Source organism: Ekhidna sp. (assembly GCF_965212185.1).
Lineage (GTDB): Bacteria > Bacteroidota > Bacteroidia > Cytophagales > Cyclobacteriaceae > Ekhidna.
In genome coordinates, this window is record NZ_OZ243102.1 from 3,410,397 (window position 1) to 3,430,850 (window position 20,454).

Annotated in this window: 12 protein-coding genes; all 12 read right to left on the bottom strand. The window is 38.7% G+C overall.

Features of this window, described 5'->3' with window-relative positions:
- On the bottom strand, window positions 1-7,065 hold the full coding sequence (sprA, locus tag ACOMC3_RS14880; protein WP_420316675.1) for a cell surface protein SprA: 7,065 nt from the start codon (window positions 7,063-7,065) through the stop codon (window positions 1-3).
- A 73-nt stretch (window positions 7,066-7,138) separates the two neighbouring features.
- A complete protein-coding gene (gene ruvA, locus ACOMC3_RS14885) occupies window positions 7,139-7,732 on the bottom strand; it encodes a Holliday junction branch migration protein RuvA (protein ID WP_420316676.1) in 594 nt (197 codons plus the stop codon).
- Window positions 7,729-10,011 (bottom strand): NADP-dependent malic enzyme, encoded by a 2,283-nt coding sequence (locus tag ACOMC3_RS14890; protein WP_420316677.1) that lies wholly within the window; start codon window positions 10,009-10,011, stop codon window positions 7,729-7,731. The genes ruvA and ACOMC3_RS14890 overlap by 4 nt, the downstream gene beginning before the upstream one ends.
- Window positions 10,012-10,094: 83 nt before the next feature.
- Window positions 10,095-11,183 (bottom strand): DUF4837 family protein, encoded by a 1,089-nt coding sequence (locus ACOMC3_RS14895; RefSeq protein WP_420316678.1) that lies wholly within the window; start codon window positions 11,181-11,183, stop codon window positions 10,095-10,097.
- Between the two features lie 88 nt (window positions 11,184-11,271).
- Complete coding sequence (locus ACOMC3_RS14900; RefSeq protein WP_420316679.1) at window positions 11,272-12,627, bottom strand: LysM peptidoglycan-binding domain-containing protein; 1,356 nt, start codon at window positions 12,625-12,627, stop codon at window positions 11,272-11,274.
- A gap of 3 nt (window positions 12,628-12,630) precedes the next feature.
- Window positions 12,631-14,064 (bottom strand): Asp-tRNA(Asn)/Glu-tRNA(Gln) amidotransferase subunit GatA, encoded by a 1,434-nt coding sequence (gene gatA, locus ACOMC3_RS14905; protein WP_420316680.1) that lies wholly within the window; start codon window positions 14,062-14,064, stop codon window positions 12,631-12,633.
- Between the two features lie 3 nt (window positions 14,065-14,067).
- On the bottom strand, window positions 14,068-14,268 hold the full coding sequence (locus tag ACOMC3_RS14910) for a Sec-independent protein translocase subunit TatA/TatB (protein ID WP_420316681.1): 201 nt from the start codon (window positions 14,266-14,268) through the stop codon (window positions 14,068-14,070).
- Window positions 14,269-14,333: 65 nt separating this feature from the next.
- A complete protein-coding gene (locus tag ACOMC3_RS14915; RefSeq protein WP_420316682.1) occupies window positions 14,334-15,530 on the bottom strand; it encodes a murein hydrolase activator EnvC family protein in 1,197 nt (398 codons plus the stop codon).
- Window positions 15,517-16,260, bottom strand: coding sequence for a DUF4292 domain-containing protein (locus ACOMC3_RS14920; protein WP_420316683.1), 744 nt, complete (start codon window positions 16,258-16,260; stop codon window positions 15,517-15,519). The genes ACOMC3_RS14915 and ACOMC3_RS14920 overlap by 14 nt, the downstream gene beginning before the upstream one ends.
- Window positions 16,253-17,956, bottom strand: a complete 1,704-nt coding sequence (locus ACOMC3_RS14925) for a tetratricopeptide repeat protein (RefSeq protein WP_420316684.1) — start codon at window positions 17,954-17,956, stop codon at window positions 16,253-16,255. The genes ACOMC3_RS14920 and ACOMC3_RS14925 overlap by 8 nt, the downstream gene beginning before the upstream one ends.
- Window positions 17,957-17,960: 4 nt before the next feature.
- Window positions 17,961-18,959: a sugar phosphate nucleotidyltransferase gene (locus tag ACOMC3_RS14930; RefSeq protein ID WP_420316685.1), complete on the bottom strand. Its 999-nt coding sequence runs from the start codon at window positions 18,957-18,959 to the stop codon at window positions 17,961-17,963.
- Between the two features lie 20 nt (window positions 18,960-18,979).
- On the bottom strand, window positions 18,980-20,452 hold the full coding sequence (locus ACOMC3_RS14935; protein WP_420316686.1) for a lipopolysaccharide biosynthesis protein: 1,473 nt from the start codon (window positions 20,450-20,452) through the stop codon (window positions 18,980-18,982).
- Between the last annotated feature and the right edge of the window lie 2 nt (window positions 20,453-20,454).

Below are 20,454 nucleotides of genomic sequence, written 5' to 3' on the forward strand. Positions count from 1 at the left end.
CTACTGTGCGAGACCAAATCTTAGTTGAACACCAAAAGCTGTAGTGGCACGCTTATATGAGCTTAGGACTTTAGGGTCCGTCACATTCCTTTCCATGTAGAAAGTAAAATCCAATTGATTGTTGATTTTATAGGTGATGGTAGGTCTCAACTGCCAGGTAAGATTTCCATTAGTGACAGTGCTGCTATCAAAAATCTTTCGTTGTACCGTTTTACTGTCCCTAATAGATGCAGCCATTCTCATGGTCAGGTCATTCTCAAGTGTTATTGTTCTGCCTTGAAATTTCCAAGGAAGCTTAAAGCCAACCTTCGAATAACCTATATCCAATGTGACATCATTATTCACGGTCTCTGTGATCTGAGCGTTTGACATATTAAGGGCAAGATTTCTGCTTTTCCTAAATTCCAGCCTGGTTGAAATATTGTTTTTCGTTCTGATATTAAAGCCAATAAGTGGAACAAATTGTTCAGAAATCATCACCTGATTGATGATATAAACCGGAACCAATCTGCCTGTGCTGTCATCTTGTGCTTGGGGATAATCAAGAATATCATTTTGAAGTCCTATAATATCCTCCCCGTAGTTCAAAGAGTTTGTAAAGCTTGAAACACTGTAAGAAGAGTTATACCCATGCGAAATCGTAAATGATGAAAACAACTCAGAAATAGCCGGAATATTCGCCAATCCGGTATAATCTACCCTCCAGTTGGGAAGTGGTGTTTTAGGAAATGGTGATAACTCGACACTATTTACATCTTTGCCGGAATAAGCAGCGATAAACGAAGGGATTAATACATCCTGAGATAAAGTGTCATATTCTCCATTCGGATTTAGCCTGTTTAAACGCTCTCTTATATCTAATAGATTTTGTTCAAATTGAGTGAATGCATCGGAAGTGTTATTGGGGCCGTCCTTTTGAAATGCTGTATTAATCGATAAAAATGAAAGTGAGTAGCTACCACTTCTTGATGGCGTCAACGTTTCAAATCCTCCTTCTCCATCAAATCTGAATATTTCCTGGTATTGATTGTTTAATCCCCTATTCCATGTTAATTGCATTCGCATGTCCTTGAAGGGTTCTAAATCAGCCTTTACATCTATATCCGTACCGAAGGTTTGCTGAAATGGGGAGTTTAAGTTCTCATTTTCAACGAGCCATCCTTTTCGAGCGGCTTTTTCCTTAATTCCAGGATCCTGACTTCCAAGAATAAACTCAAAACCTGGTGCATTAAAACCACTATCAAGCCCCAACAAGAATGGAGTGGGTGCAAATCCTGATAACGAGGTGCTTTCATTGATACTATAGGTCCCATTTACTGATTTAAGCATCATAAAAAACTTGAGAACGCTATTTACCGGACTTACAGATTCCCCTCTTCCGGGAGGTGTATTGGCATTTTTGAGGAAAGTGACCTTATCATAGAGTTTATTCATATCTACCCTACCAGTCAATCCAATGGTTCTTTGATTGCTTATGAAATTTCCAAAAAAGAGATTATCATCTTCAAGACTCACTGTATCGCTAGCCGTACGATTGATAGCACCGGCAATCCATCCATATCCTACAGAATATCGTGCATCTGATGAAAACCAATCTGTAAATGGTAGCTTATCAAAAGGAAGCGAATAGTTTAGCTGAATACTCTGGTTGAAATTTTTCATTCGACCAAGTGTGAAAATCTGATCCCAGATGTATTCACGTTCAAAACTGGTATCTATATCACCTTCTATAATGCCATTCGGTTCGTCTATGACCGCATTAGCTGTTGCACTATACGTCAACCCTAAACTTCTTGTGAAGTCCCACCTGAACCCATAGTTACGCGAAAAACTAAATGATCGCTCAAAATTGATCTCATTAAGATCATCTAAAGGATTCAAATCATTGTCATAATATATTGTTGATCTAAAGTCTCTTCTTAGATTGGTTGAAAAAGAAAAATTGGATGGGACAGGTGAAAAATTAAAGTCTTTTATCAAAGCAAAATATGGAGATGATAATCTTTCAGAGCCGCTAAAGGGCTCTACACTCAATGATGCAGGTGAAAAATTGTAGTTCACCCCTCCGCTAACGGTCTTATTAATAAGAGAAGCTGTATTCACATTACTGGAAATCCTGTCACTATAGGCATAACTGAATGAAAAATTTTCAATGTCGTAAACATGACTCCTGGCATCTGGATTTACCTTTTCTTTTCTGACGTTTGTAAAGTTGATACTTCGTCGAGTTGTCCTGTCCTGAACTATTCTTCTGTAATTTTCTCGCTCAGACACATTGTTAAACGCCTCTAATGAAGCTTCAAGAGGTACATCGGGATCTAGCGGATCAAATTGTGGTGTAACTGTGGTCTTTTCATAGCTAACAAACATTGGCACTACCAACCCGGTCTTATCCGGGATCAAAAATTTCTCAAGATTCAAGTTTGCGGAAACATCATATTGCGTAGTTTCTGCTCGGGATCTTTCCGAAATACGTTGCTGTATGCCTCCGAAACCAATCGATGTGTACCTGGTAGATGCCGAAATAGTTCCTAAATCTGCAAGTTTCGTACTCACTCTGGCATTTGCCGCCCATCCTGCATTGCTATCAAAATCCGTTACTCTTAGTTCGTTTGCCCATATACACACCGACTTTGGAGAATTTGATTCATCGCCTGGATTTTTGATACCAATCATCATTACTTTAATCGCACTAATATCAGGACGCCCTTTTATGGTGAAAATATATTTCTCATCATTTGATGGTACTGAGTACAATCTATTCTCGTCCAGGTTTGCCCTGTTTCGCTCTGACTTTATTCCAAGAAGTTCTTTGATTGATATATCCAATTCGTTTTGGAGAGGCCATACTGCTCTCCTTATGTCAGCTTGTGATCCCATAAGGTCTTCAGGCCTGGTAACTTGAAGCGGGACCTCAATCTCATAATAGTTTTCATCAAAATCAGTTCCAATCCTTAAAAAAGCAGTAACCTCATCATCCAAAACCATATCATTTTTATAAGCTTCTGCATGGAAGAACATCTTCATTCTGCCATAATTGATCAGATCATATGATACATTCTTATATACTGCCCTTGCGTCCTTATCATCTAAATCTTCAACGCAGACTTGTAATGACTGCTCGTTAAAGCGTTGATTTTGAGGAGTCGTGTTATCTATATCTCTTTCAAGTCCTGGAGGAAGCACATAGCGCACTCCTCCTGTGGTAGAAGTACTATTTTCCTCGATGCTAACCACAGATATTGAAAAGTCAGAAGTTTCAATATTTGGTAAGACATCTAGTCCAGGTTCATTCAATGCTCGCTCAAATTTTCGCCACTGACTCCCTACTAACCTCATTTGAGCAAATCGTAGCACAACGGGCTGACTCCATCCAGTCAAGTACATCCTTACATATTTAATGTTTTCGAAGGATGGGGAACCTCTAGGTATTCCTACATTCTTGATAGGAATTCTGAACAAATACCAGGTTGATTCTCCATTACTGCTTTCAATTTGATCTACGATATAATCATTAAGCTCAAGGTTATCAGGATTAGAGCCACCTGCTTTTGGTCTCAGGTTAATTTCGTATTCAAAGTATTCCTCCAAATCCGAAATTGTGTTGTCTTGATTAAGATCTTCATTATCCGGTAGTGTAGTAGATGCTGGTATAAAATTTCCTCCTGATGCCGCAATTGGAGAATTATTCTCCATCCCATTCCAATCTTTATATCTCTGAACGATTGTCGCATTGACCTGATCATATGATGCGTCCAATATGTATTTAAAATTATCTGCAGAGATATCTGTATCATCTGGATTCAGATTTAGAATCACATTATTCTGTTGAAGAATCAACGCCTCATTTTCATCTGTCAAACCATCTATTCCTACATCTTGGTTATCTCTTGCACCCGGTGAATTCTCAAAGAAATTTGTCAAATATTGATCTTCTGTAATCTGACCCCAGGTTGTAACCGTTCCAATTTCTCCATTAGCAGGAAGTCCATTTTCAAATGCATGTTTATCATCCGGTGCTATATCCTCTGAGACACTTCCAAGGTTGAAAATTAATTTTCCACCATCTGAATCCTCACGAGCATTTCCATTGATCAACCCGTCTTTAACTGTTCCATTTTCACCTTCTATAAATGGATCCATTAGCCAGAATTCCAGATACTCAATATTGGTTTTATTGAAATTGACCTCATTGGTAATTGCTCTAGTGATCCCTCCCCAATTCTGTTCTGGATTTGGCAAAGTGTTATCTGGATTTGTTGCTGGATTGTAATTATACTGCCCCCTTTCGTTTGGGAAAAATGCTACATCAAAAATTGGCTCATTGAAGTTTACAATTGTTTGGTCTCTTTGTCTGAATATCTCTTGTGGTAAGACTGCTCTCTCATAATGATTGTTAAGGTCCGCATCGGATATATTCGAAGGTCGAGCATTTCCACCGGATCTGTAGAAGATACTATTGTCAACAGTGTACCAAGCTATCTTAGCCTTTCTATAATTATAACTCAGCCCCTGGTTTCCGCTTTGAGCTTCAGGAAAAACCCTTGGAGTAGATGATAGCTTCCAAGCCTGCCATCCCATTATATTTATTGGGGTAATCGCATTTTCAAAATCATCGATATACGAAGTTCCTTCACCATTAACGATGTTACTCGTACCGGGTATCAGCTGAGCAAATTCTGCATTGATGGTAATTGAAGATGGTGCCTTGGTATTTACCAAAGGCAGAGCGTCCACCATTTTGGTTAAAAACCGCGATTCATTTTGATAGTTGATATCTAGACCATACTTAGTATTTCTGGTTGGCTCATTGCCAACGGCATATCTGGATATACCACCAGGACGTTCGTTCAAATGAAGGACCGTTGCTCCAATATTAAAATTTTCATTGAATCGATAATCAAACCTGGCGCCAGTTAATGTTCGTGTCTGGAAATTGAAGAGATCTGCCTTTTCGTATGAAACCTGGATTGTTTTACCAGAACTGAGGATTCCTTCGTTTAGAATCCTTACACGACCCAAATTATAATCAACCGTATAATCCAAACCTTCGGTCAATGGTGTATTACCAGCAGTGACAATAACGGATCCCTCAGCGATATTAATTCCTGGTAGTGTGATCTCACTGGAAGAACCAGCTGTCAATCGCCCAGATATTACAAATTTATTTTGTGTGGCATTTAGTTCTGCTGTAGCCTTAGGCTCTGTATATAGCTCATCATAGACATATTTTTCAATCAGATTTCCTTCATCAGATTGAAATTGTTGTTCCAGCGTATTACCGAAAGGTTGTAATACCGGAAATATGATGTTGCCGTTTTGTGGATCTATGGTTACACCTTCAATGAAGTCAAAATTTCCGTCTGGCTGTCTATCACCTTGGGGATTGAGTCTGTCCAGACTGAAGACCTCAACTAGAGGTATGTCTTTTAACAGTCTTCCTTCATGCAACGATGGGTTATCCTGTCCGGTGGCATCATCCCGGTATATGATTCTTAGCTGAAAACCCTCTTTACCTACTTGAGCAGCATTGAGGGTATAGATGTTTTTCATCATTAGATCCCAAGTAGGAACATCCGTGTTGATTTTGTTGGGCCTTAAAAGCTTTAGGTAAATGACCTTATCGTCAGACCTACTTTGATAGTCCTCGGTTAGTTCACCCACTTTATAAGCAGCACCATTGAATGTATACTCATAAGCGACCGCTAATACTTCATCACTCTGTAAGCTTCTTGTCAGTGTTACATATCCCAACTCGCGGTTGATCTTGTATTCTGACTCATCCAGTTTCCTGGCGGTAGTCACCTTAACATAATCTACTGAGCTCTCAAATGATGGGAATGTGGAACTTAAGTATTGATCTACACCATCGGCTGATTGAACATTTAAATTTGTGAATAAGCCATTGGCGTTATTTCTAGTGGGACCACCACGACCTGGGGTTACATTGCTTTCATCACTATAGATTACTGTTCCCTCTCCAAGATCCATAAATCCAACAATGTTTCGTGTGGTCTCTGTGTCATTATTTCTATTGAGCACATAAACTTCAGCTCGTGTGACATTTACGCCTGAGGTAATCTGGGGTAGACTTGATAACCAACTTTCATAATTATCTCTGAAGAAATGTCCTAAAAAGAAATGTCTGTTTTCCTGATAGTCAGAAGCCTGAACTTCAAATTCTCGCCCCTGAAATCCACTTTCAATGGTGAGTGTTTCATTTCTTCCTCGTTGCTGTGATAAAACAGTGGTGACATAAAGTTTACCAAACTGCAGCTCTGTTTTAATACCGAAGAGTGATTGAGCACCACTCATGAGCGAGTTCGATACTGGCATACTTACATTACCAATCTCAATTCGCTTGATGATGTCTTCTTCATAGCCAGTATATTCTACTTTCAGGTTGTTCTGAAAATCAAATGTGTTGTTATTATCGAAATTGGCAGTGATGGCAAGTTTTTCTCCAACTTTTCCGACCACACTCATGCTTATCTGCTGGTTGAAGTTAAAAGCTCCATTCCTTTGTTGACGCAAAGGGATCGCTGGATTATCTATTCGCTGGAATCGAGCACCGAAATCCAGATTTACAAATCCATTTGGTTGAATGTCTACATAACTACCGCCAAAGATCCGATCAAATACAGGGCTTATATATAGACGAGGAATTAGACTTCTACCACTAACTGCGCTTTCACCATCAAGCCCAGCGGATCGTTCTTTAAAATATTCTCGATTTAGTTGTGAATTATTGTATTGATTGAATTCGCTAAAGGTCATGAATGAAGCAGGCCTAAAATCAAGAGCTCCAATATTCTCATAAACAGAATATGTAACACCCGAATCATCTGCTGTCGTGTCCGGGTTAAATTGAACCTGCATATCAAGTTGTGAAGGATCCCTTAGGAATAAAGGTGATCGAGAACTTCTAAAAGAGAAGGGGTCACCAAAGCGATAGCTTGGTTGAAACGTAGGTTTATTACTTGGCTCATAAGGACCAACCGTATCTGATTGGACGGTATCCTGCTCCTGAAAGTAAAGTGCATTTGCATGCGACCAACTGCTCAAAATTAGAAATGCTAGAAGGAATCGTATATGCCGAAATTCTTTCAAAAAAGAGCCCTTAGTAGTTAGATTAGGTTTATGACCGCTTCAGTGCGTGTTTGATCAATTCTTCAAGTTTAATCTCCTCTCCGTATTCTTTCAAAATCTTATCGACAGTTTTTTCAGCTATCGACTTATTTATTCCTAAAGTTGTCAAGGCTGATAACGCCTCAGATCGCAGTGTATTATCAAAACGAGGCTGAATTTGCACAGATTTATCCAGTAATCCTTCTTTTTTCATTTTATCCTTCAATTCGAGGATAATTCGCTGGGCAGTTTTACCACCAATCCCTTTTACCGATTGAATGGTTTTTACATCCTCTTGAACGATGGCTGTTTGTAGTTCTTTTGCATCAAGCGATGATAAAATCATCAAAGCAGTGCTTGGGCCAACTCCATTTATTGAAAGTAAGTCTAAAAACCTCTTTTTCTCCGATTGTTCATAAAATCCAAATAATGTATGTGAATCTTCTTTAACATGCAGATAGGTTTGAATTAAGATATCTTCTTTGTCTTTCACCTGTGAATAGGTGATCAGACTAATTTTTACTTCATATCCAACCCCGCCTACATCAATAACAAGATGTGTCGGATCTTTAAAGGCAAGCCGCCCTTTCAAATAGGTAATCATAGTCCTTCTCTATTATCGACACCTGCATCTACAACTGCGATGGCAACCATATTATAAATTTCTTTTACTGAGCTTCCAAGCTGAAGAACCTGAACAGATTTTTTCATTCCCATTAAGATCGGCCCAATTACTTCTGCACCACCGATCTCCATGAGTGTTTTATAGGCAATATTTCCAGATTGTAGATCTGGGAAGACTAGTGTGTTGACATTATGGCCCCTTAATGAACTGAAAGGATACATATCATCTCGAAGATTCTTATTCAATGCCACATTTGCCTGAAGTTCGCCATCGATGATCATATTTGGCCAACGTTCTTTAGCCATTTTAACTGCTTTAGCCATCTTGGTAGGTACATCTCCTTTAGCCGATCCAAAGTTGGAAAATGAAAGGCCTGCAATTTTAGGTTCGTAATCGAAAAATTTCACTGCCCGATGCGTCAACCCAATGATTTCAACCAGCTCTTCCTCCGTTGGATTCATATTGACTGTGGTATCTGCAAAGAAAAAATTACCCTTTGGCGTATTCATTATATACATTCCGGCGACTCGGCTAACACCTTCTTCCATTCCAACAATTTGAAGCGCTGGAAGAACAGTTTTGGGATAATCATTGGACAGGCCTGAAATCAAAACATCAGCATCTCCTTTCTCAACCATCATCATTCCAAAATAGGTACGACTAGTCATTGCTTTTCTGGCAAGGTGCATGGTCATTCCTTTACGCTGGCGAATTAAAGTATACTCCTTTGCATACTCTTCCACCCGATCCATTTGCTCATTAGGATCGATGATATCACAATCTTTGATTGCCTCTAATTCATGTTCTTCAATTAGCTGCTTGATGATTTTTTGTTTCCCCATCAAAATTGGTATACCAATGCCTGTATCAAGCGTCATCTGAGCAGCCTTGAGAATATTCACGTGATCTGCTTCAGCGAATACAACTTTCTTCGGATTCTGGCGGGCACGATAAACAAACCTTGAAATCAAGCGTTGATCTATTCCTACACGTTCCAGAAGCTCATCTTCATATTTCTTCCAGTCTTTTATTTGAATTCTTGCAACACCTGAATCCATTGCTGCTTTTGCAACTGCCGGAGAAATGGTGGTAATCAAACGAGGATCCATTGGCTTAGGAATGAGGTATTCACTTCCAAATTTTATGGTTGATTTTCCATATGCTTTCAATACAATATCAGGAACTTGTTCTTTAGCAAGCTCTGCAATCGCTTTGACCGCAGCAAGCTTCATTTCTTCATTGATAGCAGTAGATCTTACATCTAATGCACCTCTAAATATGTAAGGAAATCCCAGTACATTGTTTACCTGATTAGGGTGGTCGGATCTGCCAGTAGCCATAACAACATCATTACGTGTCTTTACGGCAAGATCATAGGCAATTTCAGGATCGGGATTTGCCAATGCAAACACAATGGGATCATTGGCCATTGACTTTAGCATTTTAGCAGTTACCACATCGGCGATGGAAAGGCCTAAAAACATATCGGCCCCTTTCAAAGCATCCTCCAACGTATCAATCTTTTGTTTAGTGACGTACTTTGATTTGATTTCATCAAGCCCTTTACGGCTCTCATTAAGAATCCCTTTACTATCTGCCATCAGGATGTTTGCCTTATTCGCACCAAGAGCTACATAGAGATCCGTACATGCAATGGCTGCTGCCCCAGCTCCACTAACCACGATCTTAATGTCACCAATTTTTTTATCAACTACTTCCAATGCATTCAGGAGTGCGGCGCTGGAAATGATTGCAGTCCCATGTTGATCATCATGCATGATCGGGATGTTCATCTGCTCACGTAAAGTCTGTTCGATCTTAAAGCTTTCCGGTGCTTTAATATCTTCTAAATTGATGCCTCCGAACGTAGGCTCCAAAGACTTTACAATTTGAATGAATTTGTCAGGATCTTCTTCACTAATTTCTATGTCAAACACATCGATACCCGCAAATTTTTTGAAGAGTACACCTTTTCCTTCCATTACTGGCTTTGAAGCCTCAGGACCAATGTTTCCAAGTCCAAGAACAGCGGTTCCATTAGAGATGACACCTACCAAATTTCCTTTTGCGGTATACTTATATACATCATCAGGATCATCAGCGATTTTCTTACAAGGCTCTGCTACGCCGGGTGAATATGCAAGTGCTAAATCGTGTTGTGAACTTACCGATTTGGTGGCGTTCACTTCAATTTTTCCAGCAGGTTTATTTGAATGATATTCTAATGCCTCCTTAGGCCTAATCTTCGTAGTACTCATCCTTCGTTGGTTAAAGTTTCTCAGATTTTTATCTGATCTTCAAAGGTGCCCAACTAAAAAGGAATAAGCAATAAATAAAATGATTAAGAGGAAGCTTTATTTGCTGTAGTCAAATCTCCTTTGGTTTTGAATGTGGAGAGTATCGCTTCAAGCTCACGTACTAGATTTTTTTTCCTCGTCCCTGGTGAATCCACGTAACCTTCAATGTAGTATATCAGGCCTTCTTCCTCATCTACGATTGCATAACCGATGAATGGTCCTCCTCTGGAATTATCGCTAATCTTCCATAGCCCCCGAGCTTCAACAGCAAAGTGATTATTGAAATTTACTCTTTCAGTAAAAACTGGAATTATTTCCTGACGTTTGATATGTACGTCCGGATTTTCACCATCATAAAGATTCCTTTTGGTGATCTTATCTCTAAATCGACCCATTTCATTAAAGACCCCTTGGTCTGTGTATGGCTCATAATAGATGAATAAACTCTGCTCGGTTGCGGCATCCATTTTCCTAAGCCAAACAAAGTTTTTTAAATCTCTGGCTTTCTCCCATCCATAAGGAATTACCAGCTCTACATTGTGATTTTCTTTAATTCGTTTTGCAAGTTCCTTTTTGGGGCTATTGAAAATTTTACTTTTTATGGTTTCTCTTGCTGATGTTTCAAAAAATTCCCGGATTTGAGATCGGTTATAATTGATTTTTTTTGCAAGACGTTCCTCGGTTGAGGAGAATAAAAACATCACTGTTTGCCCTTTCGCAAAAACATCTCGCTGAGGCCTCATGAAGATGGAGGTGTCACGTTTTATTTGATTTAATGATTGGTCTGTAAAGTATTGTTGTAACACCCGACTATCTGTTGTCTTACTATCAAGGGTCATTACAAATACCAGGTTTTTGGCCTTCTTAAGAACAGAATTCAACCTTTGAGGACTTACTTTACTAACATTGAATAATGATTCATCCTGGGGTAATCCCAGCATAGGGGCAAGGAAAGTTTTTCTCAACTCTGCACCAAGACCCAAAGTGTCTGCCCACTGAGTAGAATCTACAACAAGAATAATCTCATCTGCCTCACCACGAGCAGTGGGCAATAAATCTTTTCTTCTGTTTTCTTTGGCACTTTCACTGCACCCAAAAATGATTGCAATTAAGAGAAACAAATATTTATGCATTGACTTCTTTCGGTTTATAATAGCAATTCACAGCAAAAACTATTCCTGTCACTCAAACTTAGATTAATTAATATAAATCTAGGTTCTGCTAGTTAGGTATAACTAAAGACTGGCCAGGTTTAATTGTATTGGAAGTGAGCTTATTGGCTTGCTTCAGTTTTTCAATGCTGGTATTATTACTCTTGCTTATGCTCCAAAGTGAATCTCCAGATCTAACTGTATAAAGTCTTCCTGATTGTCCATCAGGAACTGTGACAGTCGGTTTAGGTTTATCAACCGATGCAGTATAAAGTTTTTTGGTTTGTGAATTATAGGTAGGTAGGACCCAAATACTTAATCGCTGGCCCACTCTTATGAGATTACTGTTTAATCGATTCCATTTCTTTATATCAGAAACCCTTACACCATATCTACGAGCTATAGTGCCTAACACATCCCCGCTTCGAACTCTGTAGTACAACCGTTCTCGACCATATGTACTTCCAGGTGTATTTCTCGCCAGATAGTCAAGGTGCTCCTTGCCAACTTTTGACGCAGTATCATACAAGTGGATTCGATTAGTTACAATTTCCTCTTTCCACTCTGACGGTACTTTCAATGCGAAATTTTTCGTGCCTTCAGGTAACGCACCACGTTTGATTTGTGGATTCCAAAACAGAATGTCGTCCAGGCAAAGACCTAATTGGTTGCAGAAAGTTTCAACATGAAAATACTGAGAAATCATGATTGTATCCATCTCCGGATAAAACATGTCAGCTTGAGGATCAAAACCGTGCTCTTCTAAATGATTGAAGATATACGTGATCGCTACAAATTGTGGAACATATGATCGCGTTTCTCTTGGCAGGTATCTGTAAATTTCCCAAAACTCTCTTTTATAGCCACTTCTGCGTATCGCCTTTCTTACGTTTCCAGGCCCACAGTTATAGGCTGCCAGCGCAAGTTCCCAGCTATCAAACATTCTATATAAATCCATAAGATGCCGAGCTGCAGCATCTGTAGCTTCTTCAGGATCCATCCTATCATCGACATACCAGTTGCTATGCAGCCCATACATTCTTCCAGTAGAGGAAATAAACTGCCATAAGCCAACGGCGTTTGCTCGAGAAATGGCATTTGGTCGTAATCCTGATTCTACGATTGCTAAGTACTTGAGTTCATCAGGCATATTGTGTTTTGCAAGGGTCTTCGAGAAAAGTGGGAAGTACAATTCCTTTTTCTTGACTATATCCTGAGTGTATGCTCGATCTTTAATTGCAAAGTAATCGATGAAGGCCATCACTCGTTCATTAAAAACGAGAGGCACATCTCCTTCAATGCATGAAATTCTATCAGCTACTTCATCATATGTGTAATCAGGAATGACTTCAGTTAATTGAAATTCCTGACCTTTCCCCACCAATGAAATGAATATTACCCCTAAAAGGAGCCATTTTCGTATCATATCCTAGTCATTTTGATCTTTGAAAGTAATGATTTGATTTGAAATATCAAGCAACTTTGCCTCATTAAAGCTTTTTGACATGATTTGAACGCCTACAGGCATGCCTGAGTTATCCTTCCCATATGGTATTGAAATTGCAGGAATCCCCGTAACATTCGCCTGAACAGTATATAAATCCTCTAAATACATCTGCATAGGATCATCTTTCATTTCTCCCAATTTAAATGCTGTTGTCGGGGCGGTTGGTGAAACCAAAAAATCATAGTTTTCAAGAAGCTTTTCAGTTTCATCTTTGATCAATCGGCGAACCTTTTGAGCCTTGGTGTAATATGCATCATAATAACTTGCACTTAGTACAAATGTGCCTGTTATGATCCTTCGTTTCACTTCTTCACCAAATCCTTCTGATCTGGAAGATTTATACATTTCCTCAAGTTCAAAATCATTTGACCTCTGCCCATATCTCACACCATCATAGCGTGAAAGGTTAGAACTGGCCTCTGCAGCAGTCAAAACATAATAGGTCGGTAGGATGTAATCAAGTAATGAAAAATGTGCTTCTTCTACCTCATGTCCTGCGGTTCTGAGGTCTTCTATAAATCGCCATGTAGTCTCTTTGCTTTCCTGACTAAGACCTTTATGTTCCAGTGTTTCAGATAAGTAAGCAATTCTAAATTTTTGATTCGAATTTTTTGGCAGGTATGAAGGAACTTCCTTTTGCGAAACAGTACTATCATATTCATCCTTACCAGCCATAACCTCAAGAACAATTGCGGCATCATTTACACTTTTAGAAATGATTCCAACTGTATCGAATGAGCTTGCATAGGATGCAAGTCCATACCTGGAAATTCTGGAATAGGTTGGTTTTAATCCAATAACTCCACAAAAAGCAGCTGGCTGGCGTACAGAACCTCCTGTATCTGATCCAATAGATACTTGACACATATCAGCAGCAACAGCAGCAGCTGACCCTCCTGATGAACCTCCCGGTACCCTCGTTTCATCAAGCGGATTTTTAGTGACACCAAAAGCTGAATTTTCATTTGAAGAGCCCATCGCAAATTCATCACAGTTCTGATGGCCAATGATTATTGCATCTTCATCGATCAATCGTTGAATACAAGTGGCTGTGAATTGGGATTCAAATCCTTCAAGAATATTGCTGGCACATTGTAATCGGTGGTCTTGGTAAGCAAAGACATCTTTAATGCCCACAATTAATCCTGCAAGTTTACCTGCTTTGCCTTGTGCAATCTTTTGGTCTAATGATTCCGCTTTGGAAATAGCGGCTTCTTCATTAACAGAAAGGAAGACGTTAAGCCTTCCATTGCTATTCTCAATTTGCTTTAGATGATATTTTACCAACTGTAAAACAGTCAGCTTCCCAGAACTAATCTCTGATTGAATTTCAGAGAGCGTATGAAAAGTTTTCAAGGATTAAGCCTTTTTTTCTTCGCTTGAGCCTTCGTTTATTTCATTTTTAATTTCCTTGGTAGCATCCTTAAATTCTCGGATTCCTTTACCCATGCCTCGTGCTATCTCTGGTATTTTTTTCGCTCCAAAGAAGATGATAATAAACAGAGCGATGATCAACATCTCAGTCCACCCTGGCATTGCAAATAATAATGATGTATGCATTGCTATTAATTTTTAAGATTACAAAGATAAGGATTATAGGTACGAGCAGTAACTATAAAAGATATTTATTTCATAGCTAACCAATTTTCCGGATTTAGCTTAGTCGTTCCTTTATATACCTGAAATTCTAGTTCTGAAATGCCATCACGATCAGTGTAAACTTCTCCAATTATGTCATTGGCTTTGACTCTTTGCCCTTTTTTGACATTTATTGTTTTCAACTGTGCGTACACTGTAAGATAGGATCCATGTCTGATTACTACCACATTGTTTTTACCTGGTATAGTACCAATCAAAGTTACTTCTCCATCAAAAACTGCTCTAACAGGTGAATCTTTCTCCGTTTGAATACCTACACCATCATTAACCACCACTATTCTTTTTAATACTGGGTGTGGCTGCTTCCCAAATTTTGAGGCAATAAATCCTGAGCCTACAGGCCATGTCAAATTATTCTTTTTAGACTCAAACATTCTTGTCAACTCAGCTGCACTAGCTGCCTCCGCAATTGAAACGTTTGAAGAGTTCTTTGCCTCATCTTCTATGATCTTAGCTATCAAAGTATTCAGCCTTCTATTAGCTGCTTTCCTGTCTTCTACTTCTCTTCGTAACTGACGTTCTTTTTTTGTAAGCTGAGCTACTAACTCGGATTGCTTTTTTTTCGATCTTGCTAGTTTTCTACTTTCCCTTACCTGTTGATTTAGTAGTCTTTGCTGCTCAGCGCGCTTTGCTTCTACTTTACTTCTTTGGTCACTAAGTTCTTTCGTGACAACCTCAATTTGTTCTGCTTGTAATCTCCTTGCATCAGCATATTGCTCCAGGTATTTCAAGCGTTGAAGCAATTGATTGAAACTGCTAGCTGAAAACAAAAACATTAGTTTGCTATTGCCTTTGTTCGCTTTATAAGAGGAATATATCTGCTGGGCATATTCTTCTTTCAAGTGTATGAGATCACTTTGTAGGGAGTTTACTACGATACTCAAATCAGTAATTTCACCATCCAAAATGATTATTTCAGCCCCAATTGATCGAATCAATGATTCTCTGGCATTGATTTGTTGGTTTAAAGCTTGAAGCTGGCCCAAAGTCGCTTTTTTTTCATCAGCAGTCTCATTGAGAATTCGCTCAGCTTCAGCGATTTTTCTAAGATTCTCTATCTTTTCCTGCTCGAGTTGACTTTTGGTTTTCTGAGCTAGAGCTGAAGAACCTGTCGAAAGGAGAATTAAGAAAAGGAAGAGAATTAGAAAGCTATTTCTTTTCATATTTACTTGGGACAGCATATGGAAAGCTAATGGGGCTGTCTTCAATAACCATTTTGTTGTAGGTGATATTGACTTCCGTATTGGGTTTTGTACCAGCCTCATAGTCTATAACTGCAGAAATTTCATTCGGAAAAACCTGACCGTCAACCAAGACAAAGTCGCTGTAATTTACTGAAATCGTATTGTTTGTTCCTTCATCAAACACTTTAACTTTTTCAAGTTTCATGCTTTTAGCTCCAATGAAGTTATGAAAGAGATAGACTCCTTTTGAAGCCGTATATGAAAAATAACTATCCGACTTCTCATAACCTTGCTTTTTATATGGTTCTAATAAGTTTCCAAGCAAAACAGATTGAATCATTTGAAAATTAAAGTCAAAGTCATATTCTTTGGACAACTCTTCAAAAGTATACTCATAATACTGCTTGTTGATTTTATCCAGAACAAACACATTTTCTGTGTCAACAAGCACTCTGGATACTTCAATACCCAGGCCAGGGGTTATGGATAGCCAAATAATGCTATCTTTTTTTATTCTGAAATTAGCAGTAGCAGAAACGCTTTTTTCACCATCATCGAATTTGAATTTTGCTTTGGCTGATAAATACTCAAAATCAGGATCTACAACCTCCAGATTATCCTTTTTCTTACCAAAAATGGCTCCTATCTTTCTATTACAGGAAGATAAAAATATCGCTCCTATTAAACACATTACTATCAGTCTATTCATATAGCTTCCGATCTGCTATTTTCTTCTCTATCAATTCTGATGCATTTCCAAGATCTCTGGCTCTTTCCCACTGCTGGATGGCTTCCTCAATCTGACCTAATTGGAATAATACATCTCCATAATGTTCAATGACTGTTCCATCTTCATCAAGAGAAACTGCCTTCTCCAAGAATTTCTTTGACTCTTTGTATTTTCCCGTTGTATAAAGTACCCATCCGTGAGTATCCAGATATGTTGGATTTTCAGGATGATGCTCCACCAATTTGGTCGACATCTCAAGGGCTTTATCCAAATCTTTATTGGCCAAGGACAGGAAATAACTGTAATTATTAAGCACGTGATCATTATCCGGACTGTTCTCAAGAGCCTTATCATATGATTTATACGATTTCTCATGCTCCTCTAAGCCATTATATGCGTCTCCAAGCTGACCATAAAATACAGTCAATAAGTTAGGATCTATGGTAAATTTCCTGCCCTGCTCAAGCATCCGAACAGCTTTTTTATAGTCATTTTTAATCAGATAGCCTGTGCCCGAGAAATAATACAACAATGCCTGATTGGGGAAGTATTCAAGTGCTTTTTCTGAGTGAACAACTAAGCTGTCATATTGATTTAGGTCAGCTTCAATGTTTAATATATTTTGCCATACTGAATAATTTGCCGGGCTTAGGTCCACTGCTTTTAAATAATACTTTACCGCCTCCTCACTTTGTCCATCTTGATAAAGTAGGTCACCTACAAAGGCCTGGGCTTTAAATTCATCTTCGTATTTCTCGGCAAGAGAAACAGCAATTTCAGTCAGTTTACCTTTTTCTTCTGAGGACGGCTTCATCCCCAGATAGTTTGAAAGGATCTGAAATTTAGATTGAAAATCAATGGTACTTGTTTCAAAAGCCTCACTCAGTAAGTCTAGCGAAGTAGATCTATTGCCTTGCATCCACGCTAGCTCACTTTTCATCAAAGTAATTCGTGATGAAGTAGCTTCTGTTTCTTCATAGGCAGCTATAGCTTCACCCGCCTGATCTAGTCGCTTATTCTGAATTAAAAAATTAATCAATTCGGCTTTATAGGATGAAACATTTGGGTAAGCATCGATCAACTTTTCGAACTCCTGAATTACCTCATCGAGCTTTCCTTCCCTCATGTAAATCCGCTGTTTCTCGCGCGTAATTTCTTCTTTCACACCAAGCTGTGCCTCAATCAAATCGAACACTCGAAACATCTCCTCCCTTCTACCTGTCAACTGATATAATTCAGCCAGTTCGTACAACGCATTTTCCTCAGATGGAAATCGATCCAAAAGCTCTTCATAGGTTTTTGCTGCATCAATATAAAATCCAATCGATTGATATATTCGTGCCAATCCAAGTCTGTAATATTTATTCTCCGGATCCAATTCAATGGCTTTTAGCCCATATGGAAGTGCTTTCTGACCCTGATCATTTTTTGCGAGTACCTCTGCAATTTTGAAATGAATTGCAGCACTTTCTGAGTTCATCTTAAGTGCAACATGAAAGTTCTCCAGCGCTTTGGCGAAATTTTCCAGTATCAGTTGTTTCTCTGCCTCAACCAAAACACCCTCAAGTTTGAGGGAATCTTCCTGTGTTTGAGGGATCACAATATCCTTCTTTTTCTTCTGTGCGGATGCGCAAAAGAGTATTAATGAAAAAATTGAAAATAGAATTATTCGCATGGCTTTACCATTGACTATAGTCTCCCAGACTCACTGATTTTGGTTGACCTTTCAAATTAACGAAGTTTCCAATCATTGAGTTGGTTAAATCAACGTCCTCAAGTGAGGTGTTATTTTGAATGAGTGATTCAGAGAGTTTAGAGTTACAAATTTTACAATCATTCCCTATAGAAACATTAGGTCCAATTGTAGAGTTCGAAACTTCAGTTCCTGAACCAATAAATACCGGCTCAATTATTTCGCAATTTTCAATAACAGCTTCTTCAGAGATAAGGCTTTGACCTTTCAAAAAACCAAGGTATTGTGAATTTGATTGAACCGTGATCTCTTTATTCCCACAATCTAACCACTCATCTACGGTTCCAATGGTGAAATTGGTTCCCTTATTTTTAAGGTTCTCCAATGCCATGGTGAGCTGAAATTCGCCTCCTCCACGGATATTATTCTTAATTAGGTAGTCAATTTCTGATCTTAGGTCTTCTCCTTTTTTAAAGTAATAGATTCCTATGATGGCCTGATCAGAAACAAAATCCTTTGGTTTTTCAATGAAGTCTGTAATGATTCCCTCTTCGTTGGTTTTGACTACTCCAAAGGCGCTGGGATCTTCTATTTGTTTTGTCCAAATGATTCCATCATCCTCAGGATTAAGTATAAAATCTGCTCTGAAAAGCGTATCTGAGAATGCAACTGTTACTTTTCCTTCCAAAATATCGTTTGCGCAAGCAATTGCATGAGCAGTTCCTTCAGCAGTCTCTTGTACAAAGAAATGTGCCTCAGCTCCTACTTCTTTAGCAATCTCACTAAGCTTACCTTTAATTTCTTCATCAAAATCACCTATCACAAATCCGATTTTCTCTATTTTCTCAGGTGTAACCTCTGATATGTCCTCAACTAGCCTTTGAACAATGGGTTTTCCTGCAATAGGAATCAATGGCTTTGGTATTGTCAACGTATGTGGCCTGAGTCGTTTTCCTTTTCCGGCCATTGGAATGATAAGATTCATAAAAATGATATGGATTTTGGCTAATTAGCTCTTAGTCTTCGAAGAGATTTTCGTTCTAAAATGAGTGGCAAAGTTAGAAAGATTAGTACGATCATTGTGGACTTGAGTATCGATTCTTTGGTTATTCCATCGATTAGAATTCCCAATCCAGCTAAAACGATATAGCTAAGTATCTTCCAAACTTGGTATGGAACCACATAATGCTTCATTCCCCAAACGTATGATATGATCACCATCAATAAATATGAGCTAAACGTTGCAATGGCACTTCCCATGTATCCCATGATAGGAATAAGTATCCAGTTTAGGATGAATGTAGTACCCGCACCAATTAAACTAATATAGGCGCCATATAATGTTTTGTCGGTCAGTTTATACCACAGCGATAGGTTATAAAAAACCCCTAGAAACAAACCACCAGCCAGCAACCAGGGCACTGCGTCAAGTGCTAACAAATAGCTTTCTTGTCTTAGGAAAATTGGTGCATAATAGGGCATATAAACGCACAATATCAGCCAGCTAAATGATGTGAATAATACAAACCATGTCATTATCTGACTGAAAACCTGAGGAGAATTTTTTTCTTTGGCTTGTGCAAAAAAGAACGGCTCAAAGGCATATCGAAAAGCTTGAACTGCCAGGGTCATAAAAACTGCGAGTTTATAGCAAGCACCAAATATCCCCAGTATCTCAAGGTTGGAAAATTCTGAATAAAATCCTTCTGGTAGTCGATATTTTAAGATAGCTCTGCTAAGCATCTCATTCGTCACACCTGCAAATCCGATGATCAATACCGGCCAGGCATATTTCATCATTCGTTTCCATTCCAATGAATTAAACGTTAGCCTAACTTTTATCCAGTCCGGAATAAAGAAAAGAAGGTAAAGTCCGTTTGCAATTAGGTTTGAAAGAAAAACGTATCCAACTCCAATTTCGGGATTATAAATCCTATTGATAATACTATCCGGATTTCTTTCAATAATAGCCGGACACATGAGAATGAAAAACAGATTTAATAGAATGTTGATACCAATATTTGAAAGCTTAAAAACAGCGAAATGATAGGCTTTCCCATGTTGGCGCAATCGTGCAAAAGGTATAGCCACGATGGCGTCAATGGCTAAAATTGCGGCTAGCCATCTAATGAAATGAGCTTTGTTGGGATACTGCAATACATCGGCAATCGCATTGGAAAAAAGCCAAATAACTCCGGAAAACAGTAAAGATGAGATGAGAACACTGGTAAAAGCCAGATTGAAGTAATTGTATCCTTTCTCCTGAGAGGAAAACCGAAAATAGGCCGTTTCTAATCCATAGATATACAGGATATTTAGGAAGGCAACATATGCATAAAGCTCTGTAACAATCCCATATTCTGCCGGAACAAAAACTGACGTATAAAGCGGAACCAGCAGGTAATTAAGCATCCTGCCAAGTACACTACTCAGCCCATAAATTGCTGTTTGGCTAGCAAGCTTTTTAAGAATTGACAAGA